Genomic DNA, 22,863 nt, shown 5'->3' with positions numbered 1-22,863 from the left:
TGCGCTATAAAGCGCACTTCTATATATAATTTTATTCTTCTAAATACCATTCATTAATATAATGGAGAGCATCTCCAAAAGATAAGTCTGGAACTCCTTTTAATTTATCAATACGTACCTGAGCTTCTTGCGGATACCATAAAAATAAATATGGTAACTCTTCAGCCATTAATTGCTGTGCTTCAATATATATTTTTTGCCGTTTTTCTATATCACTGGTTTGCGCGCCTTCATCCAGCAGCTTATCTAACTCCTCATTTTTATATCCAGGGATATTATTCCCCTTTACATTTTTAGAGTGCATATAAGCAGACAGGTCCGGATCAGCCGGGTATCTCCACCAGTTTAAAGTCATTTCATAATCTCTCTCAACTACAACCTGCTGAATCATTGTATTCCATTCCATAGCATTTAAATTTACTTTTATCCCTATTTCCTCCAAATATTGTTGCACCATTTGAGAGACTGCTTCTAGATCACCCTGAATTCCTATTTCAAAATCAATTGTAAATGGTTCTCCATCTTTATCTAAGATTCCATCTCCATCAGAATCTTCCCATCCAGCTTCCTTCAATAATTCTTTAGCAAGATCTGGGTCATACTCAATTCTTGTTACGTCTTCTGTATAATATTGTTGTAAGGCAGGAGCAATGCCAGAGTCAGCTATTGTCGCATAGCCTTTTAAAACAGTGTCAATAATAGTTTGACGGTCAATCGCATGGAGTATCGCTTGTCTAACTTCCTTATCCTGATATTTCTCTATTTCCTGGTTTAAGATTAACCAAAAAAATCTTGTCGTATCCCGGGCATAAACATCTACTCCATCCGCATTTTCTATTTTTTCAATAGCTGCTAAATCATCTAAAGCGAAAATGGATAATTCTCCGGTTAATATCTGAGCAACATGTGTATTAGCATCTCCCAGCACTTTATACTCAACTTCATCCAGCAATGCTGTTTCTCCGTAGTAATCCTCGTTTCTTTCCAGAACGACACTTTGTCCGGAATTATACGTTTTTAATTTGAAAGCACCCGTCCCTATAGGGTTTTCTTTATTAAAAGAGGTCAGATTCCATGGGTCTTCCCCTTCAAATATATGTTTTGGAAGAATTTCTGTATTAAAACCTAAATATGCAGGAAGAGCAGCGACAGGACTTTCTAATACAAATTTCACAGTATACTCATCTACTACCTCTACCTTATTCAGCTGTCCGAAATAAGAAGAGTTGTTCGCTCCTAATTCTTCATTCAGAACAATTTCATTAAAAGTATATGCTACATCATCTGCTGTAAACTTCTCTCCATCGTGCCATAATACATCATCCCGCAAGAAAAAAGTCCACTCTAATTCATCATCTGAGACTTCCCATTCTTCAGCTAAATCTGGAGAAGGAGCAAGATCTTTACCTGGCTTAGTCAAGCTTGAAAATAATACTCTATTTACTACATTTGACTCAGCGTATGCATTAGGATGCCAGGGATTAAAAGTTGGGTCCGCAACAATAGGTATCGACACTTTTCCACCTTTTTGTGGATCCTCTTCCTTATCGTTGTTAGTGGTGGAAGTATTATCAGCTCCGTAAGAACAGGCATTCAAAAACAATATTCCCATTATTCCAATAATTGTAATAATAATCTTTTTATTCAATTTGTTCTTCTCCCCTTGACTATAAAATTATTTAGCCCATGTTGCCTCTAATACTCTCAGTACATTTCCACCTGCTACTTTACGTATATCTTCACGACTATAACCTTTTTTAACTAACCATCTGATAATATTTGGCATACATTCTGCGGGATTTTCTAATCCTTTTACATATTCAACTTTCTTCAAACCAGGCATTTGCGCACTTTTGATTGATAATTGACCAGCTAAAATGTCATGTGTACCTACATGGTCACCAAATAATGTATCCGGACCAAAAGCTACGTGATCAATACCAACTAAATTAGCAACGTACTCAAAGTGTTCCATGAATGATTCTATATTGTGTTCAGGATGGGCTTTAGTGATTGTAGAATGGGGGGCTGCTTCAATGGCAATCACGCCTCCCTTTTCGGCACATGCTTTAATAACACTATCTGGCTTCAAACGCTTCGTATCCCATAATGCTCTTGCTCCAGCATGGTTAATGGTAACTGGTTTTTCACTTTCCTCAATGGTATCCAGTGAGGTTTGATCTCCTGCATGTGATACATCAATGGTAATCCCTAACTTATTCATTCTTCGGACCGCTTGTTTACCAAATACAGTCAAGCCTGCATCATTTGGTTCTCTCAGGCCAGCTCCTAATTGATTGGCTTCGGAATACACTATTCCCATTGTTCGAATTCCAAACCCATAAAGTATGTCTAGCCGGTCTAACTCATTTTCTATCATTGTCGAAGACTCTAAAGCGCCAACAAATGCAATTTTCCCTTCTTTTTTCGCCCGATATAAGTCAGAAATTCTCTCTGCTTTAATCAGCATATCCTGATGAGCTATATCACTATATCGAATTCCTATATCATGAATAACATCTGACCACTTCCATCCCGCCATAGATGTTACCATTGCTGTTCCATCCATAAAATTTTCGAACACAACATCCAGCCCTGATTCACTTAGAGCTTTATAACCGGTCCAATCTCTTCCTTGCCGTCTAAATTCAAAAAAATCTGATAAATTTTCCGGCATAATAAAGGTGTGTTCATGCATGGAAACAATATAATCGTCTTCTAATATTTGTTGAACTTGTTCTTCTTCATCTTCTGACAAAGGATATACATATGGTGTAACACGATCATTTTGTTTAGAAAGCTTGTACTCTTTATAATCGACTCCTGCTTCCAAATATTGAAAAGATGTATAACCATCATATACCTTCTTTTTTCCTTGTCCTAACTTTGTTGACATTTTAACCTCTCCTTGTTGGAATATTTTTATAGAAGTATTCAAATCATGATGGAACTTATTGTCATTAAGATGGGAATCTTCTGATAAATAAAGTTATTTGTAACCTTAAAATTTTCCCGCTTAACTTCGGGCAATGCATCCTATCATTCTTTGAACACATAACTATCCTTCTTATTTATAAGTTTGATACAACATCTTTTAATGACTGATTAGCTTTAAGTGGAAAATGACATGAAACATAATGTCCTTTTCGAATTTCCTGCATTTTAGGAACTTCTAATTGACATTTTTCTGTAGCTAAGGGACATCTTGTCCGGAAATGACACCCTGATGGTGGATTTGCAGGAGATGGGACCTCTCCTTTAAGAACAATTCTTTCTTTCCGTAAACTAGCATTAACATCAGGCACTGTTGATAATAAAGCTGCTGTATAAGGATGAGCAGGTGTATCAAATATCTTATCTGTTTCCGAAATTTCTACAATTCTTCCTAAATACATTACACCTACACGGTCGGAGATATGCCGCACAACGTTTAATCCATGTGCAATAAACAGCATAGTCAGTCCGAGATCTTTTTTTAAATCCATTAATAAATTGATTATTTGTGATTGAACGGATACATCCAAAGCAGATACAGGTTCATCTGCAACAACAAAATCCGGATTTAAAGCTAAGGCTCTTGCAATACCTACACGCTGCCTCTGTCCACCTGACAATTCATGTGGATAGCTGTTATATCTTTCTGAGTCGAGACCTACCAGCTCCAGCATTTTTTTGATTTCACTCAATTTGTCTATTTCCCTATCTGTTTTGTGTATTTCATACATTTCCCCAATAATCTCTCCGATAGTAAATCGAGGATTCAAGGAACCAAAAGGGTCTTGGTATATAATCTGCATTTCCTTACGAAGTCTTCTTAATTCCCGATTGTTATATTTCAATATATCCTTATCTTTGAAAAAAACTTGTCCTTCAGTTGGCTCTTGTAAACGTAGAATATTTTTCCCAAGCGTTGATTTACCACAACCTGACTCTCCAACTAAACCTAAGGTTTCTCCTTGAAAGATTTCCAGTGAAACATCATCAATTGCTTTCACAGCTTTTTTATTATTAGCAACGAAGCTGTTACCATTTTTAATGACAAAGTGTTTCTTTAAATTTTCAATTTTTAACAGAGGGGGATTCATTGAAACACCTCCGAATCTGTTTGGTTCTTTAAGTGATCACGAAGTACATTATCGATATTCCAGCAAGCAACCTGGCGATCTTTAAATTTCTCTAACACCGGCTCCTGGTTTATGCATTGTTCAGTAGCAAACGGACATCTTGGTGAAAAGCGGCATCCAGATGGAACGTTTGATAGACTAGGTATGGACCCTGAAATAGAATTAAGTTTCACTCCTCTTTCACCTGTCATTTTAGGGACAGATTCTAACAAACCTCTTGAATAAGGATGAATCGGATTTTCAAAAAAATCTTCAGCACTTGAAATTTCCATTATTTTACCTGCATACATGATAATTACTTTGTCAGCCATTTCAGCAGCTACTCCAATATCGTGTGTAATAAGCATAATGGACATTTTTTTCTCTTTTTTTAACTTGCGCAGTAAATCTAAAATTTGGGCTTCTATTGTAACATCGAGAGCGGTAGTAGGCTCATCAGCAATTAATAGTTGAGGGTTGGAAGCTAAAGCTATAGCAATCATTACCCTCTGTCTCATACCACCCGATAATTCATAAGGATATTGCTTTAATCTTGTCCTTGGGTCTGAAATCCCTACTAATTGAATCAATTCTTCTGCCTGCTTATATGCCTCTTTTTTCTTTACAGATTGATGAAAACGTATAGCTTCAACAATTTGTCTGCCTATTGTAAATACTGGATTTAAAGCCGTTAGAGGTTCCTGAAATATCATTGATATTTTTGAACCCCTTATTTTTCTCATTTCATAATTATTTTTTTCTACAATATTCTCTCCATTAAATATAATATCTCCTTCAATAATCTTGCCGTTTTCATATTCTATTAATCTCATAATGCTCATCGATGTAACACTTTTCCCACTGCCTGATTCTCCAACAATACAGACTGTTTCTCCTCTGTCAATGTCAAAAGAAACACCGTCAACCGCTTTCATAAAAGTATTTTTTCCTTGATAACCAGTTACTAAATTCTTAACCTGCAATATTTTGTCCAATTTATCCCTCCTCACTTTATTCATTTCGTTTTGAAGGTAAATAGATTTTATCTAATATTAAATTTATTTCCTGTTGATACTTTTTTGGAATCTTTACAATCTCTTCAGATTTAATTTTTGTTAGTCTATAGCTTGGTCCAGCAACAGAAAGTGAACCGATAACATTCTTCTTCATATCAAATAACGGAATCGCCACAGCCGATACTTCATCGAATGTTTCATTAGCAGTAAATAACCAGCCTTGTAATTTGATTTTATCTATATTATTAATAAATTTCTCTATAGTATCATTTTGTTTCTTCTTGGTTGTTTTCCATTGATTAAATATCTTCTTTTGTACAGGTACAGGTAAATAAGCTAAAATAATTTTATGTGAAGCGCCTATATATAAAGGGCTTCTCCTTCCGACTGTTTCAGAAAACCTTACATTCTGATTTGATTCAATTATTTTGGTATACACCCCCTCTTCATTATCAAGAAGAGTTAAAACAACACTCTCCCCGGTTTCTTCAGAAATTTTTTTCATAATCGGCTCTAATACATTAGATATATTTAAATTTTCTTCTACCACTTGATTTAACTCTATAAATTTAATTCCTAATTGATACTTTTTTGTTTCCTCATCATAAATTAGATATCCATTTTGTTCGAATGTAACTAAAAGTCGATAAATAATTGTATGACTTATTTCCAAATGTCTCGCAAGCTCTCTAAGCCCCCATGTCGGTTTTTCAATTGTAAATGCATTAAGCACTGATAATGCTTTATTTAAAGTTTTTGAAGTCATTTTATCCCACCTTCATTACGGTTCTATTTTAGAACCACTGTATCTATATTTGTTTAAATGAAATAATATCATTTAAATAAAGTAAAGTAAATATATTTTTTAAAAAATTCTAATTTTATTAATTAATTATGGTTTAACAAAAAAAGTTATTAAACCATTGTTGAATACAATGATCTAATAACTTTGAAATAAATTGCTTCTTATACTATTTCTTTATGAATTTCATCTTATTGGTAAGGCGAAATTAAAACATATTCTTTTTCACATTAACTTATGAATTATCTTCTTCCGCGCATACATATAAAAAATAAACTGCACAAGAAGATACACAATTGCAATTCCGCTAAAGTACAACAGCAATCCAGGGTTAGCCATTATTCCTCCTATATCCCGCATCATAGAAATAAAATAACCGAAAGCCAGAATGACTCCAATAATCGCCGGCATAAAGAAAATAGCTCTAATCTCCTTTGTTATATTTTGTTTGACCTCCTCATCCGTAATCCCTATCGCATGCAGTTTACGGTATTTCTCTTTTTCATTCTCAATCTCTGAAAAAAGATTTAAATAGAGCAGAATAAACGAACCAAAAAAGAAAATAATACTGAGTGCTGTCATTACAAAGAAGCTGATTCCATTCTCTATTTTTATTGATTGAAAAGCCTTTATTTTAGAGCCCACCTTGAAAAATTCCTCTTCCGTTAATCCTTCTGTTCGTTCATCCATTATAGGTGGGGTCTCTTTATTAAAAGCTTGAAAAGCCTCTTCCAGTTTATCGGTTGCTTCCTCCGATTCCCGCCAATCTTCTACATTGATTTGATGGATAACTGATTTATAACCGTCAAATTGATTTTCTAATTGTTCAAATTCTAAATGATTAATGATGAAAAAAGCGCCATCGCCGATAACATTCATATCATTCTCTGCAATGATTTCCTTTAGATTGAAGTCTAAATTTTCCTCCGCAAAGCGGGCAGCATTATCCCAATAATACTTATCAAGTTCAGAATTCTCGAATTCAAAATTGATATAATAAAGCATTTCATCACTCTCTAATTCAAAAGACTTGGAAGTCAGCTCCCGGAATGATTCTGCAGGCATAAACGAATAAGAAACAGGCGAATTGTCAGCTTCCCACCTTTCATAATGTGTATATACAGGTATTTGCAGGTATTCTTGGATTCTGTTATCCTCTTGATCAATAATAGAATAAACGGTTTCCTGATCCAGATTATTTTTTGTTTCCGTTTGCAGAAATGCAATATCATAGGGCTTGTTTTCTAATACCTCTTTCTTTTCAATGCTGTAAATACTTAAGTTAAGTGTTCCATACAAAACAGTAACCATCACTAAGCTGATGACCAGTGTTAAAATCGTGGTAAGATGCTTAAATTTATAATTGATATTTGTTAAAAATAACATTCTCGGGTAATAATAGGTTTCTTTTTTTCTAACGTACTCAATAAAAAGGCTGATAAACTGATTAAGACTGATATAGACCCCTAATATTGTGCAAATGGCCCAGAAATATAATAATTCTCCTCCGAAGCTTAAATAAGCATAGGTAAAATAAACACCGATAATAGAAAGAATAACAAAGGCAGCACCTATCCCTCCGATTACCGGGCTATTTTTTTCTAATGCAGCAGCTGTTTTTTTACTTTTGATATTTGTGATAACATTTTGCGTAAAGATTAGATAAAGCGACCTTCCAATAGCAATCATAAAAATAATTATAAAAATAACGACTGTATACAAAAACATGTTACTGCTTAAATGAAATGCCACTTTCCCAATTCCAACGCTGTACATTAATAGAAAAAAGATTCCTTTAGAAAAGATCATTCCGCCTATAATCCCGGAAGTCAGAGACAGGAGACCAATAACCGTACTTTCCAATAAGACTAGCTTGACGATATCTCTGTCAGTCATTCCCAAGGTTATAAAGAGTCCAAATTCACTTCTTCTCTGCTTGATAAAAATTTGATGTGCATAGCTGATAAATAAGATGGTAAATAAAACAAGTGTAACTCCGGGTATAATTAAAAGGTATTGAATAGATCCTGAAATTTTGACTTCATCTACCTGCCGATTAAAGTATATGGTAGAAAAAATAAAGAAAAACATCACAGCAAATGTATTACATAAATAATAAAAGATATACTTCTTGTAATTTGCTTTGGCCATCTTCCAAACGATTCGGCTAAAAGACATCCCTACGCCCTCCTAAAACGGAGAGTTCTGCCATAATCAGCTGCGCAAATTCCTCCCTGCTGTTTTCCCGGACAATGCTTGAATGAATCGCGCCATCTTTGATAAATACTACTTTTTGACAATAGCTTGCTGCAAAAATATCATGGGTTACAAGAAGTATCGCTGCAGATGAATTTTCCACAATGGTTTCAAAGCATTCCATAATATCGGCAGAGGATGCGGAATCCAAATTTCCGGTCGGCTCATCCGCTAATATAATACTTGGATTGTTTACTAAGGCACGGCTGACTGCTGTTCGTTGCTGCTGTCCGCCGGATATTTGATATGGGTATTTATCTAAAATATTCTCAATTCCAAACAGAGCAGCCAGTTCCTGCACTTTCTGATTGATATCCTCTGTCGTTTTTTTCTCCAATATCATCGGCAGCATCATGTTCTCCTTGACCGTCAAGCTATCTAATAAATTAAAATCCTGAAATACAAAGCCTAATTGCTGCCGCCGGAAAAGCGCCAGCTGATTACGTGATATTTCATTAATTTTTTCTCCGGCAATGGTCACTTCTCCAGAGGTCGGCTTATCCAAACCGCTCAATATATTCAGCAATGTTGTTTTTCCGCTGCCGGAGGCTCCCATAATAGCAATAAATTCTCCTTTATTAATAGAAAGACTAATCTCATTTAATGCTTGTGTTGTTCTCTCTTCTTTTATATCTCCATAAATCTTTACGATATGACTTGCCTCTAATATCGCCACTCCTTCTCTCCTTTTCTAATATGTCTTTTAATAAATTATAAACCGCTTACATTTTTCATGAACAACTGAATCATGATGAAATAATTGAGATAGTATTAATTATAATGTATAGCAAAATTTAAATGAAGGAATTCTTCTTTGCTTCCATGAATATTTTGTGAAGTATTATACAAATTTATTATTCTGTAACATGTGAAATACATCACAAATAAGACATTATATATTATAATAAAGGTAAATAAAGGGAGGGGTTTTCATGAAAAAGAAAGATGCTATTGCACTCATTGCAGCTTTTTTAGTTCTTATTATTATTTTAATCTTGCCTAATCCTGATTCATTGGCGCTGGTGGGACAAAGAGCGCTGGCTGTCCTAGCCTTTGCCGTTGTTTTATGGGTTACGGAAGCGGTTTCTTATCCTGTCAGTGCGGTAATGATCGTCAGTTTGCTGGCTGTCCTGATCGGAATATCCCCTACTATCGAAGACCCGGGAGTAATTTATGGAACGAGCCAGGGACTTGGTATGGCAGTAGAAGGATTCAGTTCTTCCGCTGTATTGCTTGTTGGAGGGGCACTTGTTTTGGCAACAGCTATGGAAATTACCGGACTCCATAAAAGAATAGCGCTGTATATTATGTCGAAGGTCGGGACAAAGCCTGGTGCGCTCGTTTTAGGAACAATTATTGTCAGCTTTGTGCTTGCCCTGTTTGTGCCAAGTGCTACTGCCCGTGCAGGTACACTTGTACCAATCCTGCTAGGAATTGTTGCTGCATTTGGATTAGCAAAGCAAAGTAAACTGGCAGCACTATTAATGATTACTGCTGTACAGTCTATTTCCATTTGGAACATTGGTATAAAAACAGCAGCCGCACAAAATATGGTTGCTTTAGGATTTATGGAATCTGCATTTGGAATAAATGTAACATGGGGAGAATGGTTTCTCTATGCTGCTCCCTGGGCATTTATCATGTCCATTGTACTTTACGTTGTTATGGTCAATCTGATAAAGCCAAATATGTCGGAGATGCCAGAAGGAATAAGTATCGGCAAGCAGCTGGATGAGCTGGGAAAAATGAGCGGTAAGGAATGGCGTTTGGTTATTATTGCCGGATTACTGTTATTATTCTGGTCCACAGAAGGTATTTTGCATCCTTTAGATTCTACTACAGTTACCATTGTTGCTGTTGCCGTCATGCTGACACCTGTTATTAGCATCTTTTCCTGGAAGGAAGTGCAGACCAAGGTTCCTTGGGGCACATTAATTGTATTTGCAACGGGGATTTCATTAGGGATTGTCCTGTTAGCGACAGAGGGAGCTACCTGGCTTTCTTCTAATTCCTTTGAGTTACTCGGCGTGTCCTCCCTGCCTCTGGTTGCTATGATTGCAGTGCTTGCTTTATTTAATATTTTGATTCATTTAGGATTTGCCAGCGCAACCAGTCTGGCATCTGCTTTTATTCCGATTGTTATTGCTTTAGTCGGCTCCATGGAACCGGAAGCCTTTAATGGTCCGGGACTTGTTTTGATTATGCAATTTGTTATCAGCTTCGGTTTCCTATTACCGGTCAGTGCCCCGCAAAATATGCTGGCATATGGAGCCGGAACATTTACCTTAAAACAATTTATCAAATCCGGTGTGCCGCTTACAGTGATCGGATATTTACTTATCATTCTGTTTAGCGCAACCTATTGGCAGTGGATTGGGCTGTTATAATTTATCAGCGTACGGCTATATTCAAATATCTATAAGCGGATACAAAACGTAACGATGTATGATTTTGTATTCCGCTTTTTTATATTCCGAATATATATTAACAGCAAGAACGCATCACTTAACTAATATGTCCTTACCTGATAAGACTTCTGCACAAAGCCCGCGATCCAATATTTTTCAGCTAATATGCTATAATACTTCATGTAGTTTAAGAAAAGAAAGGGATTTTAATTTTGATTGTTTTACTAACGATGCTTGTTATTGGGATGTTACTTGGGTTTATCGGAGCCGGGGGCGCCGGTTTTATTATTGCCATGCTGAGTGAAGTTTTTGATGTCCCGATACATACAGCGCTTGGGACATCTCTGGCAGCAATGGTTTTCACATCATTATCCGGTACAATCAGTCACCTGAGAGAGAGAAATACCATGTTAAAAATAGGGTTAGCAACGGGGGTGTTTGGAGGAATTGGTGCTTTTTTCGGATCAAGGCTGGCGGTTTTCATTCCGGAAAGTGATTTAAAATGGTTTACAGCCGGAATGCTGTTTTTATCGGCAATTTTGCTTTGGATTCGTGTTACGGTCGGCTTCGGCAGGTTTGCCACGCAAACATTTGCAGAGAAAAATCGCTCATCAAGAAGCAGATTTTGGATGACGGCAGGCGGTATCGGTATCGTGACTGGTCTGTTATCCGGTGTATTTGGCATCGGGTCCACCCCATTTATTCAAATCGGGCTGCTTGTCTTCTTCGGTTTATCGCTTCAACTCTCTGCAGGTACCACTATGCTTGTTATTATACCAATCGCATTAGTTGGCGGCATCGGTTATTATACAGTAGGATTTCTTGATTTAAAATTATTTGCAGAGGTCGTTGCGGGAACGATTGTAGGTTCTTATATCGGCGCTAAATTTACTACTCGGTTACCTCCAAGGGTATTAAAAATCGCTATGGTTGCTGTACCAATGCTTGGGGGAATTATTTTATTGCTTTAGCCTGCCAATACGGAAAAAATCAATAAAATAAGATATACCATGCCCCTATCAAAAGGCGCTGATATGTATCACCTTTTGATAGGGGCATAGCTATGTCAATCTAAACTTATTTTAAGCAACTCTTACACCGTACGTCCGCATGGATTGAAGACTTCCTTCATACATCAGATAGCCAGACTGGATAAGCGAACGGATCCGGTACTCAATCCATAGATCGGAAAAGAATTGATCAGACTCCGTTAATACGCCTCCAACTACTCTTGCTGCATTGATAAAGGTTTCTTCCTCTCCTTTTTGTTCCATGCTTTTTATATATTCTATAATCAAGGTATCATCTCTTGTTTCTAATTCATCTATTATTTCCCCTTGCTTCCAGGAACGAGCTAAACTGATACGCTTAAGTATTTCTTCTCCCTCCCGCTCGAACGTTTGCCGCATTTCTTTTGTTATGTAAGAATAGGAATGATTATAAAAATGGATTAGCTGTTTCGCATTACAATCAGCCGTGGAAAGAATAATAACTTCTATTTCTTTCCCCTTCATATATTCCTTCATTGCGTCAGCGGTATTTACTATCCTCAGCTCCACATCTTTACCATTTAATAAATAGCAGCTGATTCGAAGACCGATTTGCTCGGAGGCATTTTCACAGGTCCAAATGATCAGTTTATCACCATCTTTTATTTCTGCTAATTGCTTCAACGTTTCCTGATAAACAGATTGATCCACATGAAAGTCCTGCCCCTCCTGAAAACAAGAAGCTTTCCAGGCAAAATGATCCTTAATGCCACAAGGCTGATGAATATTCGTAATTGGCCCTGCTGAAAAATCAATTGGGAAACTGATAATTTGATGATTTTGCTTACGGAACGCATGCTTTAAGCCGCCGGCTGCTGTATTTCCAAATATAAGGTGTTTCATATACAATCACTCCTCCACTAAGATCATTTTATTTCATGATAACAGCTTTTCTTTGTTCATCTCCATTAGATGATACTATTACAATGATTCATTTTCCATTGACTTCCATATTTTAATTAGATATCCTAATTATATTAATTTAATATATTGGAGGATATCTAAGAAAATGAGTAAAAAAATGACAAAAACAAAAACGATCGGATTTATAATTGCTCTTGTTATTATTCTTGGATTAGTCATTTTTGTTTGGCTTAAGCCATCCTACCCAACTGACGGGACCGTGATTTTATCAGCTGATCAGGATGAAGTAACAACTACAGTCACGATAGAGGCTGAAAATGGACGTGTACAAACGGTAAAATATGAAAATATGATGTACTACTCTGATTTAGGAACAGATGGAACAACTAGAGAAGCAATGGAGTCACAGCATGATACAAATATGGAACAATATGCAGAGTTGAATGCTGTTGATGGCTTGGAAACCGGGTATATTTATGAAGATGACCGTTTTATTGTGAAATCATATTTTGATTTCACAGAAGCTGATCTGCAGGACATTATTGAAATTGACGCAGCAGTTTCTGACAAGGATGATTTGAAAACAGAAAATTATATGAAGCATTTAGAGGAGATTGGACTGGAAATGGAATAGTATAAATCGTTAGATGAAAGTGAATGTTTTGGAGCCGCTCCCTCTGGGTTCGCCGCTCTTTGACTTAAAAATGAATACTGGAGAAGTCAGTCTGACTTCTCCAATACTACCCATTAAAAATGCAGGCTAAAACCTAATGAGCGGGTAGTAAATGAATTGCCTTTTTATTACTACACCCCACGCTTATTTCCCCAAACTAACGCATGTACCTGCGGCAGAACACGAACCCGATTCAACACTGTAGAGGCCACTACTTCATTAATTAGCCATTCATATTTATTTAATAAATGCCGGGATAATTGCTGCGGTTCTGCTTCCTCTAAATCGTCATTTCCTACCTGCAGGAAAAAAGCAAGCTCCGGATAGCGCTGATGCACTTTTTCAGCGTAACGGAGATCTTCTTTATCAAAAATGACAACCTTTAAGCTGGTATGTATTAATCGCTTATTCGCTTTCAGCTGCTGGATGATATCATCCAGCTTCTCCCAGTTTGTTTTCATATTGGAGCTTGGCGGCTTCGGGGAAATGGTCAAGTCGTCAATTTTTACAAACCAATCCTGATAACGGCTTCCTTGTGTTTCCAGGGCAACCTCGATATTATTTTTCTGAAGCAAATCGACCAGATTATCCATAGCGGATAATAAAGCTGGATTTCCTCCTGAAATCGTCACATGATCAAATTGATTGCCGCCTATTTCTTTCAGCCGCTGCCAAATCTCTTCACTCGTCATCTGAACGATATCTTCTTTGGCACTTCCATCCCATGTAAACGAGGAATCACACCATGCACATCGATAATCACATCCAGCTGTTCTTACAAACATCGTCTTACGCCCTACTACCATCCCTTCCCCCTGAATCGTAGGTCCAAATATCTCTAAAACAGGTATTTTACGCATGATAAATCCACTCCCGTCTTGCCTCTGCATAACTCGTCGGCGTTTCAAACAGCCTAACAAATTCTACTCGACAATGGTTTGGCAGGTCACGGATTGCTTCTTCCATTTGTTCAAAAATCCAGACGACCATATTCTCTGCAGTTGTATTCATTTTCGGTAATGTTTCATTTAAATAACGATGGTCTAAAAATACTTCTATCTTGTCCTTCCAAATCTTTTTTATATCAGAGAAATCAATAACTAAGCCGATTTCATCAACAAAACCGCTGATACCGAATATAACTTTATAGGTATGCCCGTGAAGATTTTTACATTTTCCCTCATAACAATGAAGGTGATGTGCCGCATCAAATGTAAATTCTTTACTTACCATCACTCGTTTTTGATGGTAGGCTAACTGTTCTCTTTGAATATCTTCATCCAGTTTTTGCAGCTCTTCAACAATACGAAACCCGAACATTATGGATTCACCTTCTGCCTTCTTGCCAGATATTGATCTAACCCCCGCTGACGCAATTGACATGCCGGACATTCTCCGCACCCGGCCCCTCTTATGCCGTTATAACACGTTAAGGTTCTTTCTCTGATATAATCGAAGACTTGCAGCCCGTCCGCCATTTCCCATGTCTCTGCTTTGTCCAGCCACATTAATGGAGTATGGATTACAAAATCTTCGTCCATTGACAGATTTAACGTGACATTTAAAGATTTGGTAAAGATATCACAGCAATCCGGATATCCACTAAAATCTGTTTCACATACACCGGTAATAATATGCTTTGCATCAATTTGATTAGCTAAAATCGTTGCAAACGAAAGAAACAGTAAATTCCTTCCCGGAACAAATGTATTTGGTAATTCTCCTTCCGCTTCGGCATTTTCCACTTCTATATCCGCTCTTGTCAGAGCATTGGGAGCTAATTGATTCAGTAATGACATATCCAGAATATGATGTTTCAACCCTTGGTCTTCAGCAATTTCCCTGGCTACTTCAATCTCCAGGCTATGCCGCTGATTGTAATCAAAGGTCACTAATTCCACATGCTCAAATTTTTCTAATGCCCAAAATAAACAGGTGGTGCTATCCTGCCCGCCGCTAAATACAACTACTGCCCGCTTATTATTTTTTTCCATAAAAAAATCCCCTTTCCAATTTGAAAAAGAGAATCCTATACACCCAGAAAATAATAAAAAACCATACCTAAGGCTCGATATGGTTATCCTTAGTTTTTTATAGAGGGTGTTAGCTAGAACCTCTTCTACTTCATTTCGTAGATTTTATTCATATTGAATACAAATGGCAGTATAACATATTTTTCCTGATGATGTTAGCATTTTTTCAAGCGTTGATTTATTTTTCTGCTGGTAATACGGCCTAACAGCGTATGATATCTGTTCTTTCGGACATAGCAAATGCTCCCTTTACCACGTGAGAGAATGTTTATTATTTCTCAGTCCACAATAAAGGGAGCATATATTACCTAAGCCGATAAAAATGCTTTTCTATCCGTCAAAAGTGTATTTTATTTTTTCTCACGAATACCCATAAGTGTATTTGCTCCAGCAGGCCAATTTTCTTTTGGCAATCCAGGGAATTGATTAATCTTCACATCAACTGTTTCTGGAAATGGCGCAGGACGCCCTGAGGACTGATCTATCCCCATTACCATCTGTTCACTGGTTGCCACTGTTGTATTTTCTTTATTTTTCATTTCAAACCAAAGATGCATACGCTTTTCATCCTTGTTCAGAACAGTAACATTCGTATGCAGTTCTTCATTTTCATGCGCTTCTTTTAAATATTTAATATGCGCTTCCAAGGTAAAAATAGTATAAGCATTTGCTTTTCTTCCTGCTTCATCAAGCCCAATTTCATCCATTAAAGCATCCAGGCTGTGGCTGAAAATCAAAGCATAGTATGCGTCATTCAAATGCCCATTATAATCTACCCATTCAGGCAATACATTGCCCTTCCATACTTGCTTACTTTCTGTCATAGGAAAGCAACCTTTCAGCCGGCCAGAAACCTTCTTCCTCTAAAAGACCCATCAATTTAATCAAGAAGCGGTCACGACGATGCTCCAGATCTTCAATTGGTACATCCCCACTTTGTGCTGCAGTTCCTGAAATAACTTTCTCACTTAATTCTTCGGTCAATTCAGGAGCCACCAGGCGGGTCCAAGGAAGCTTCAGCGCGGGTCCAAACTGTTCAAGCATGTGTTTCATACCGTCTTTACCACCGGCTAAATGAAGTGTCAAAAATGGTCCCATCAAGGCCCAGCGCAGACCAGGTCCATAGACAATCGCCTTATCCACTTCTTCAGTTGTGGCAACGCCATCGTTGACAATATGAAGACCTTCACGCCAAATAGCTTCCATCAGCCGGTCACCAATATGGCCATCAATTTCGCCTTTCATCACAAGCGGCTTCATATTCATGCTTTCATACATTTTTTCTGCTTTTTCCATGTAACTTCTTTCTGTTTGTTTGCCTCCAGCTATTTCTACCAGCGGTATTAAATACACTGGATTAAATGGATGCGCAACAATAACGCGCTCTGGATGGCGAGCACAGTCCTCCTGCAGTACGGAAGGCATATAACCGGAGGTACTGGATGCAATAATCGCTGTTGGTTTAGCTGCTGCATCGACTTGTGCCAATACCTTTTTCTTCAACGCTTCCTGCTCAGGAACGTTTTCTTGTATCAAATCAGCTTCTTTTACAGCCTCTTCCAGGGTATCATAAAAGCTGAGATTTTCCTTTGCTGCTTCATCGCTTATTCCAAACTCTTCCAATGTTGTCCAAATTTCATCTATCATTTTTTCTGTTTTTTCTTTTGCGCCAGGAGCCGGATCAAAAGCATTGACTTTATGACCGCTTGCTAAAAAGCGGGCAATCCAGCCATTGCCGATAACTCCGGTTCCTAAAACTGCCATTGTCTTTTGTGCCATAGTTCACCTCTTAAGAATTAAATGTTTTTAAATTTAAATGTTCTCTTGCTTCTGCCGCTGTCATCGGCTCCAGCTTCACACTGCTTAAAATATTGACAGCTTGATCTACCAGCTGTTCATTGGTACCAAGTACACCTTTTTCCAAATATAAATTGTCTTCTAATCCAACACGGACATTTCCGCCAAGCAAAGCAGCCTGTGCAACAATCGGCAGCTGCATGCGGCCAATTCCGAATGCGGACCAGTGGGAGCCTTCGACAACACGTCTTTTCATATATTCGATTGTTTCTGAATCAGCATCAGCGCCCCACGGAATACCAAGACAAAATTGATACATTGGTGTTCCTTCCACCAGCCCTTCGGAAATTAGTTGGTTGGCAAGGCGGATATGTCCTGTATCAAAAACTTCCATTTCCGGTTTAACGCCACTCTCTTTAATCAGCTTGGCATGATCGCGAAGCCAATCCTCTGGTCCTAAATATACCTGATTACCAAAGTTCAGGCTGCCGCAATCCAGTGTCGTGAGCTCCGGAAGCAATTTACTGACAGGTTCGTGCCGTTCCTGCGGTGTCTGAATATCTGTTCCCGGGCCTCCCTGTGCCGGATTTTCAAGGTCAGGAACAAAGTCTCCGCCACCGCCGGCAGTAATATTAATAATCACATCTGTGTCTGATTCCCGGATTCGTTCTACAGTCTCTTTAAAAAGACCTACATCGTGACTGAGCTTACCCGTCTTTGGATCACGAACATGAATATGTGCAATTGCCGCACCTGCTTTTGCTGATTCAATAGCAGATTCTGCAATTTCTTTTGGCGTAATCGGGACATATCTGCTTTTCCCTGTTGTATCTCCTGCGCCAGTTACTGCCGCGGTGATAATTCGTTTATTTTTCATTTTGCGCTTCCTCCTTCTTGTTTTTGGGGGACGATGGGAACATGTTTAAAAATCTCTCCACTTTCAAAAAATGCAACAAGATTATCAATCCAATTATAATAAGCATTCCATTCATCCAATTCCTGCTGTAATCTCTCCATTCGAACTTTTACATCTTCCGTAGAATCCTTCGTCAAGAAAGTTTCTAAATGACGAATTTGTTCTCTAAGACGGCGCTCTAAACTGGTATTACGTTTTACAACCTCTGACCAGTTACTTGTAAATAATGAAATAAACGTTTGCGCATAGTCGCGTTCCACATTGTAATGATCCTTGCGGCTGCCCTTAACATATTCTTTTTCAGCGATATTTAGTGAAATCATCTGTCTCATGACCTGGCTCATTCTTGTTTTACTCATACCAGTTTCATCAGCCAGTGAATCTAAAGTCATCGCCTCTCTGTTCATATAAATAATGCCGAGCAGACGGCCGACCGTTGAAGATACGCCGAAAGTCTCCATATTATCTGCAATTCGATCTGTGAGCAGATCCTCGCAGGATTTAATTTCTTGAAGCAATTGATCGTTTGAAAATGATTCCATCGTCAAGCCCCCTTTTTCCTGTATATGTGCCACTTTAACATGAATCAAACAAAAATGAAAAAAGCAGATACTATAGAAAACAGTCGTAAAATAAAGCAATTCTAAGATAAACCCTTCTGTATACTTTGTAAAGTTTAAATTGCACAGATTTTATGGTTTTAATCGCTATTTTCGGATTTTCATTTTTACCTGATAGTTTTTATACTTAGGAAGTCTGAAATTTAGTTTTACGGAAATAAGCAATGGAGGTGCTTTGGATGCTAGAGTTTAAAGATGTAACAAAACAGTTCGAAGGGAACGACTACCCTTCTGTTCATAAACTGAACCTGAAAGTAGAACGTGGAGAGTTCGTCGTATTTATTGGACCGAGCGGCTGCGGGAAAACAACAACAATGAAAATGATTAACCGGTTAATTGAACCTTCCAGCGGAGAAATTCTTGTGGATGGCGTAAATGTTCTCAAGCAAAATGCTGTCCAGCTGCGACGATCCATTGGATATGTCATTCAGCAAATCGGATTAATGCCCCATATGACCGTAGGAGAAAATATTTCTCTTGTAGGATCCCTTTTAAAATGGAATAAGGAAAAACAACAGGAGAGAGCAAAAGAACTTATTTCTTTAGTTGATCTGCCAGAGGAGTATTTAACCCGTTATCCCCATGAACTAAGCGGCGGACAGCAGCAGCGAATCGGGGTGCTGAGAGCTTTGGCTGTAAATCCCCCTCTTATTTTAATGGACGAACCCTTTGGGGCACTCGACCCGATTACCCGTGACAGTTTACAAGAGGAGTTTAAAAAGCTGCAAAGAGAAATGGATAAAACAATTGTCTTTGTAACACATGATATGGATGAAGCGATAAAGCTGGCTGATAAGATCGTTATTATGAATAAAGGTGAAATCGTTCAAGCCGGCACACCGGATGATATTCTGCGTCATCCTGCTAACGAATTTGTAGAGGACTTTATCGGAAAAGACCGGTTATTAGAAAGCCGGCCGGAAGTAACGCGGGTCGAACAGATTATGAATCCGAATCCAATCACGATAGAAGAAGAAAGCAGTCTGAAAGAAGCAATTCAGAAAATGCATGCAAAACGAGTAGACTCTCTGCTTGTAGTTGATGAGTCAGGAATTTTAAAAGGCTACGTCGACATTGAAATGATTGATTCAAACTATAAAAAGAAAAACCAGGTTTATGAAGTGATGGATACCGCCAAATATGCCGTTGATAAAAACAGCCTGCTCCGGGATACAATGTATCGTATGCTTCGCCGCGGCAGCAGTTACGTACCAGTTGTGGCAGAGAATAATAAACTGGCGGGAATTGTAACAAGAGCAACGCTGGCAGATATGGTGTACAACACCATCTGGGGTGATGAAACAACAGAAGGCAGTGCAATTGAATAATAAAGGAGGCAACAGAGCATGCAAACAATGATGGATACACTCTCATCCTATGGATGGGATTTGTTAAATAAAACGGGAGAGCATTTATATATCTCTATCGCCGCTATTGTTTTAGGCGTACTGGTTGCTGTTCCGCTGGGAATTTTACTGACACGGATACCAAGCAAAGCAGCAGACCGGTTTATATCGTTCGTAGGCATATTGCAAACCGTCCCAAGTTTAGCTATTTTAGCTTTTTTAATGCCTTTTCTGGGCGTAGGCGTTGTACCTGCGATTATTGCTTTGTTTATTTATTCTGTACTTCCCATACTTAGAAATACGTATACAGGTGTTATGGAAGTTAATACAAGTTTAAAAGAAGCAGGAAAAGGCATGGGAATGAGTACGTTTGAGATTATTCGAAAAGTTGAACTGCCGCTGGCTTTACCTGTCATTATGTCCGGTATCCGCTTCGCCACGGTTTACCTGATTGGCTGGGCTACACTGGCAGCATTTATCGGCGGCGGCGGTTTAGGTGACCTCATTTTCGACGGTCTGAATCTGTATAAACCTGAACTTATTGTTCTGGGTACAGTCCCGGCAACGATTTTAGCTTTAATTGCCAATGGGTTATTATCACTCCTTGAAAAAGGATTAACACCTAAAGCTCTGAGAAAAACTGTATAAAAAGGAAGGATAATATATGAAGAAATTATTGCTGGTCCCCCTTCTTTCGGTACTTCTCCTTTCAGGTTGTGCACTGCCAGGTCTCAGCGGTCCTTCTGAAAGTACCGTTCGAATTGCAACCTTAGATACGGTAGAATCCGAAATATGGGGCAATATTCTATCTCAGATGATTGAGCATTATACTGATTTAGATACGGAGTTAGTAACAAATTTAGGATCAACCATGGTCCTGCATCAAGCGATGATGCAGGATGAAGTAGATATTACCGCTACCAGATATACCGGCACAGATATTGCTGGTGTTTTAAATTACGAGGATATTACAGATCCAGAGGAAGCAATGGACATTGTACAGCAGGAATTTGACGAAAAATTTAACCAGACATGGGGCGACTCCTACGGTTTTGAAAACAGTTATACCATTTCTGTAACACAGGAATTTGCAGATGAAAATGACATTACACATGTGGATGATCTGAAGCCCTTTGCTGATGGTATGAATTTTGGAGTGGATAATGCCTGGGTAAACCGTACAGGTGACGGCTATGAAGCTTTTACAAAGACACACTTTGCTTTTGGTAATGTTTATCCGATGGCAATTGGTCTCGTATATGAAGCTGCTGCATCTGGAAATATGGATGCTGTCCTTGGCTACTCCTCAGACGGAAGAATTGCTGCGTACGATTTAAAAGTACTGGACGATGACTTCTTCCCTCCTTACGATGCTTCTCCTGTAGCAAGAAATGAAATCCTGGAGGAAAACCCGGAGATTAAAGAAGTAATGGATAAGCTGAGCGATACAGTAACGACAGAGGATATGCAGGAAATGAATTACCAGGGCGATGTAGAATTAGTCAGCCCAGCAACCATTGCCCGTAATTTTCTGGAAGAAAACAACTACTTTGAAGATAAGGAGGGCATGTAATGAGCATCTGGGAACAATTCACAACATATGTATCTCAAAATGGTTTTTACATTTGGACAGAATTTTACCGCCACTTTTTAATGGCTGCCTACGGTGTTCTTTTCGCTTCCATTGTTTCTATTCCAATCGGCGTTTTGATTGCCAGGTACGGTAAACTGAGCGGATGGGTGCTGACACTTGGAAGTATCATCCAAACCATTCCTGTATTAGGATTTATGGCTATTACCATGGTAGCGATGGGACTTGGAACGACAACTGTCATTACAACTGTTTTTTTCTATTCCTTGTTGCCCATTATTCAAAATACCTATGTAGGAATAACCGGAGTTGATCAAACAGTGAAGGAAGCTGCTTACGCTTCTGGAATGACACGAACCCAGCTGTTGTTCAAAGTAGAATTGCCTCTTGCAGTCAGCGTGATGATGGCAGGAATCCGCACCGCACTTGTTGTCGGTATCGGTGTTGTAGCAATCGGAACGTTTGTTGGAGCAGGAGGTCTTGGCTCCATCATTGTACGCGGTACAAATGCAACAGATGGAACGGCTATTATTTTAGCAGGTGCTGTTCCTACAGCCTTGATGGCTATTGCAGCAGATCTAATTATGGGTAAAATTGAAAGAATGTTAAACCCAGTGAAGAATTAACATAAATAAAATGGTAGAACCCTTTTTGTCAGTCTGTAAAATAGCTTTATTCATAAATAGACGGATACGGAAAATACCACTTGCTTATTTTGATTAGCAAGTGGTATTTTGTTGTTTTAAATAATTTAGCTCAACTTTCGCACCTGAGAATAAACATCTATACCTTACCCTGCCAGGATGAACATGTTCTACATTATCCTGCTTGTATTTTGTTAAATCATCCTTCTATGGAGATGGAGATTGTGTATAGCTCCGCTCCGACCAACCACTACACTTTCCATGGGGACGGCTTCAGCTAACTTGAAAAGAAACCCGCTTTTCAAGTGGATCTTCAGCTCGCCCTGTTCCCATAGGAGTCTACGTGGTTGGTCTGCGCTTAGTTAGGCTTCTACAGCGGATGACAGAAATCATACCTGATGAAGCTGGAAATAACCGTTTTTTGCTTGATGGAAAGATCATTTTAGCATTTCAAATGGTTGATTTGGCAATTTAAATGATGTCACAGCAGACAGCATGGATAGTAAATATCAGGAAGAGCTTTCACCAATAGAAAGTAATCGTGATGGGACATTTTTATATGCACCACGAAAAATATGTTTTTTACTGGTCTAATTTCTATTGGCTCTGTTGCATCAAACAGTATAGAATCCCCTGCTAGCTGATATGCTCCCTTTATAGTAGACAGAGAAATAATAAAAATTCTCTCCTATGAAGAAGGGAGTATTTCGTATGTCTAAAAGAGGAACGAGACATGAACTGGATG

22 protein-coding genes and 1 riboswitch are annotated in these 22,863 nt (G+C 38.3%); of the genes, 7 read left to right on the top strand and 15 right to left on the bottom strand.

Features of this window, described 5'->3' with window-relative positions; translation table 11 throughout:
• Positions 1 to 31: 31 nt before the first annotated feature.
• The 7 genes from IEX29_RS24545 to IEX29_RS24515 form a co-directional block, all read right to left on the bottom strand.
• Entirely contained in the window at positions 32 to 1,648 is a 1,617-nt protein-coding gene (locus IEX29_RS24545; RefSeq protein WP_229720379.1) for an ABC transporter substrate-binding protein, read from the bottom strand.
• Positions 1,649 to 1,675: 27 nt separating this feature from the next.
• Positions 1,676 to 2,896 carry a dipeptidase gene (locus IEX29_RS24540; protein ID WP_188738186.1) on the bottom strand — a complete coding sequence of 407 codons (1,221 nt, stop codon included), beginning with the start codon at positions 2,894 to 2,896 and terminating at the stop codon, positions 1,676 to 1,678.
• 175 nt (positions 2,897 to 3,071) lie between these two features.
• Positions 3,072 to 4,085, bottom strand: a complete 1,014-nt coding sequence (locus tag IEX29_RS24535; RefSeq protein WP_188738184.1) for an ABC transporter ATP-binding protein — start codon at positions 4,083 to 4,085, stop codon at positions 3,072 to 3,074.
• Entirely contained in the window at positions 4,082 to 5,098 is a 1,017-nt protein-coding gene (locus tag IEX29_RS24530) for an ABC transporter ATP-binding protein (protein ID WP_229720378.1), read from the bottom strand. Before IEX29_RS24530 ends, IEX29_RS24535 begins: the two co-directional genes overlap by 4 nt.
• Positions 5,099 to 5,114: 16 nt before the next feature.
• Positions 5,115 to 5,885: an IclR family transcriptional regulator gene (locus IEX29_RS24525; RefSeq protein ID WP_188738180.1), complete on the bottom strand. Its 771-nt coding sequence runs from the start codon at positions 5,883 to 5,885 to the stop codon at positions 5,115 to 5,117.
• Between the two features lie 261 nt (positions 5,886 to 6,146).
• Positions 6,147 to 8,099: an FtsX-like permease family protein gene (locus IEX29_RS24520; protein WP_188738179.1), complete on the bottom strand. Its 1,953-nt coding sequence runs from the start codon at positions 8,097 to 8,099 to the stop codon at positions 6,147 to 6,149.
• Positions 8,089 to 8,853: an ABC transporter ATP-binding protein gene (locus tag IEX29_RS24515; RefSeq protein WP_188738177.1), complete on the bottom strand. Its 765-nt coding sequence runs from the start codon at positions 8,851 to 8,853 to the stop codon at positions 8,089 to 8,091. Before IEX29_RS24515 ends, IEX29_RS24520 begins: the two co-directional genes overlap by 11 nt.
• A gap of 256 nt (positions 8,854 to 9,109) precedes the next feature.
• Between IEX29_RS24515 and IEX29_RS24510 the strand changes: the two genes are divergently transcribed.
• Positions 9,110 to 10,564 (top strand): DASS family sodium-coupled anion symporter, encoded by a 1,455-nt coding sequence (locus IEX29_RS24510; protein WP_188738174.1) that lies wholly within the window; start codon positions 9,110 to 9,112, stop codon positions 10,562 to 10,564.
• Positions 10,565 to 10,797: 233 nt separating this feature from the next.
• The gene (locus tag IEX29_RS24505; RefSeq protein ID WP_229720377.1) at positions 10,798 to 11,556 is read left to right on the top strand and encodes a sulfite exporter TauE/SafE family protein; all 759 of its coding nucleotides are present in this window, start codon (positions 10,798 to 10,800) and stop codon (positions 11,554 to 11,556) included.
• Between the two features lie 111 nt (positions 11,557 to 11,667).
• Here the strand turns inward: IEX29_RS24505 and IEX29_RS24500 are convergent, their stop codons facing one another.
• Positions 11,668 to 12,477 carry a DUF1835 domain-containing protein gene (locus tag IEX29_RS24500; RefSeq protein WP_188738172.1) on the bottom strand — a complete coding sequence of 270 codons (810 nt, stop codon included), beginning with the start codon at positions 12,475 to 12,477 and terminating at the stop codon, positions 11,668 to 11,670.
• A 166-nt stretch (positions 12,478 to 12,643) separates the two neighbouring features.
• Between IEX29_RS24500 and IEX29_RS24495 the strand changes: the two genes are divergently transcribed.
• Positions 12,644 to 13,132 carry a DUF1307 domain-containing protein gene (locus IEX29_RS24495; protein ID WP_188738170.1) on the top strand — a complete coding sequence of 163 codons (489 nt, stop codon included), beginning with the start codon at positions 12,644 to 12,646 and terminating at the stop codon, positions 13,130 to 13,132.
• Between the two features lie 170 nt (positions 13,133 to 13,302).
• Here the strand turns inward: IEX29_RS24495 and queE are convergent, their stop codons facing one another.
• From queE to IEX29_RS24460, 7 genes are all read right to left on the bottom strand, one after another.
• Complete coding sequence (gene queE / locus IEX29_RS24490) at positions 13,303 to 14,031, bottom strand: 7-carboxy-7-deazaguanine synthase QueE (protein WP_188738168.1); 729 nt, start codon at positions 14,029 to 14,031, stop codon at positions 13,303 to 13,305.
• Positions 14,024 to 14,491 carry a 6-carboxytetrahydropterin synthase QueD gene (gene queD / locus IEX29_RS24485; RefSeq protein ID WP_188738166.1) on the bottom strand — a complete coding sequence of 156 codons (468 nt, stop codon included), beginning with the start codon at positions 14,489 to 14,491 and terminating at the stop codon, positions 14,024 to 14,026. Before queD ends, queE begins: the two co-directional genes overlap by 8 nt.
• Positions 14,491 to 15,165, bottom strand: coding sequence for a 7-cyano-7-deazaguanine synthase QueC (queC, locus tag IEX29_RS24480; protein WP_188738164.1), 675 nt, complete (start codon positions 15,163 to 15,165; stop codon positions 14,491 to 14,493). The genes queD and queC overlap by 1 nt, the downstream gene beginning before the upstream one ends.
• A gap of 83 nt (positions 15,166 to 15,248) precedes the next feature.
• Positions 15,249 to 15,294, bottom strand: a riboswitch (PreQ1 riboswitch).
• 260 nt (positions 15,295 to 15,554) lie between these two features.
• Positions 15,555 to 16,028, bottom strand: coding sequence for a thioesterase family protein (locus IEX29_RS24475; RefSeq protein WP_188738162.1), 474 nt, complete (start codon positions 16,026 to 16,028; stop codon positions 15,555 to 15,557).
• A complete protein-coding gene (locus tag IEX29_RS24470) occupies positions 16,015 to 16,983 on the bottom strand; it encodes a 3-hydroxyacyl-CoA dehydrogenase NAD-binding domain-containing protein (RefSeq protein WP_188738160.1) in 969 nt (322 codons plus the stop codon). Before IEX29_RS24470 ends, IEX29_RS24475 begins: the two co-directional genes overlap by 14 nt.
• A 10-nt stretch (positions 16,984 to 16,993) precedes the next feature.
• Positions 16,994 to 17,878 (bottom strand): beta-keto acid cleavage family enzyme, encoded by an 885-nt coding sequence (locus tag IEX29_RS24465; RefSeq protein WP_188738158.1) that lies wholly within the window; start codon positions 17,876 to 17,878, stop codon positions 16,994 to 16,996.
• Positions 17,875 to 18,459: a GbsR/MarR family transcriptional regulator gene (locus IEX29_RS24460; protein ID WP_188738157.1), complete on the bottom strand. Its 585-nt coding sequence runs from the start codon at positions 18,457 to 18,459 to the stop codon at positions 17,875 to 17,877. Before IEX29_RS24460 ends, IEX29_RS24465 begins: the two co-directional genes overlap by 4 nt.
• 257 nt (positions 18,460 to 18,716) lie before the next feature.
• On the opposite strand from IEX29_RS24460, the gene IEX29_RS24455 reads away from it, so the two are divergent.
• From IEX29_RS24455 to IEX29_RS24440, 4 genes are read left to right on the top strand one after another with little or no spacing between them, the layout of a single operon-like run.
• Positions 18,717 to 19,865 (top strand): betaine/proline/choline family ABC transporter ATP-binding protein, encoded by a 1,149-nt coding sequence (locus IEX29_RS24455; RefSeq protein WP_188738154.1) that lies wholly within the window; start codon positions 18,717 to 18,719, stop codon positions 19,863 to 19,865.
• Positions 19,866 to 19,883: 18 nt separating this feature from the next.
• Positions 19,884 to 20,531, top strand: coding sequence for an ABC transporter permease (locus IEX29_RS24450; RefSeq protein WP_188738152.1), 648 nt, complete (start codon positions 19,884 to 19,886; stop codon positions 20,529 to 20,531).
• A 16-nt stretch (positions 20,532 to 20,547) separates the two neighbouring features.
• Positions 20,548 to 21,456 (top strand): osmoprotectant ABC transporter substrate-binding protein, encoded by a 909-nt coding sequence (locus tag IEX29_RS24445; RefSeq protein ID WP_188738150.1) that lies wholly within the window; start codon positions 20,548 to 20,550, stop codon positions 21,454 to 21,456.
• Positions 21,456 to 22,100: an ABC transporter permease gene (locus tag IEX29_RS24440; RefSeq protein WP_188738148.1), complete on the top strand. Its 645-nt coding sequence runs from the start codon at positions 21,456 to 21,458 to the stop codon at positions 22,098 to 22,100. Before IEX29_RS24445 ends, IEX29_RS24440 begins: the two co-directional genes overlap by 1 nt.
• Positions 22,101 to 22,863: the final 763 nt, after the last annotated feature.

Origin of the sequence: Oceanobacillus neutriphilus (assembly GCF_014645515.1) — a bacterium.
Taxonomy (GTDB): Bacteria; Bacillota; Bacilli; order Bacillales; family Amphibacillaceae; genus Oceanobacillus; species Oceanobacillus neutriphilus.
Note: the sequence above shows the minus strand (reverse complement) of the source record. Positions and strands in the feature narration are given on the sequence as shown.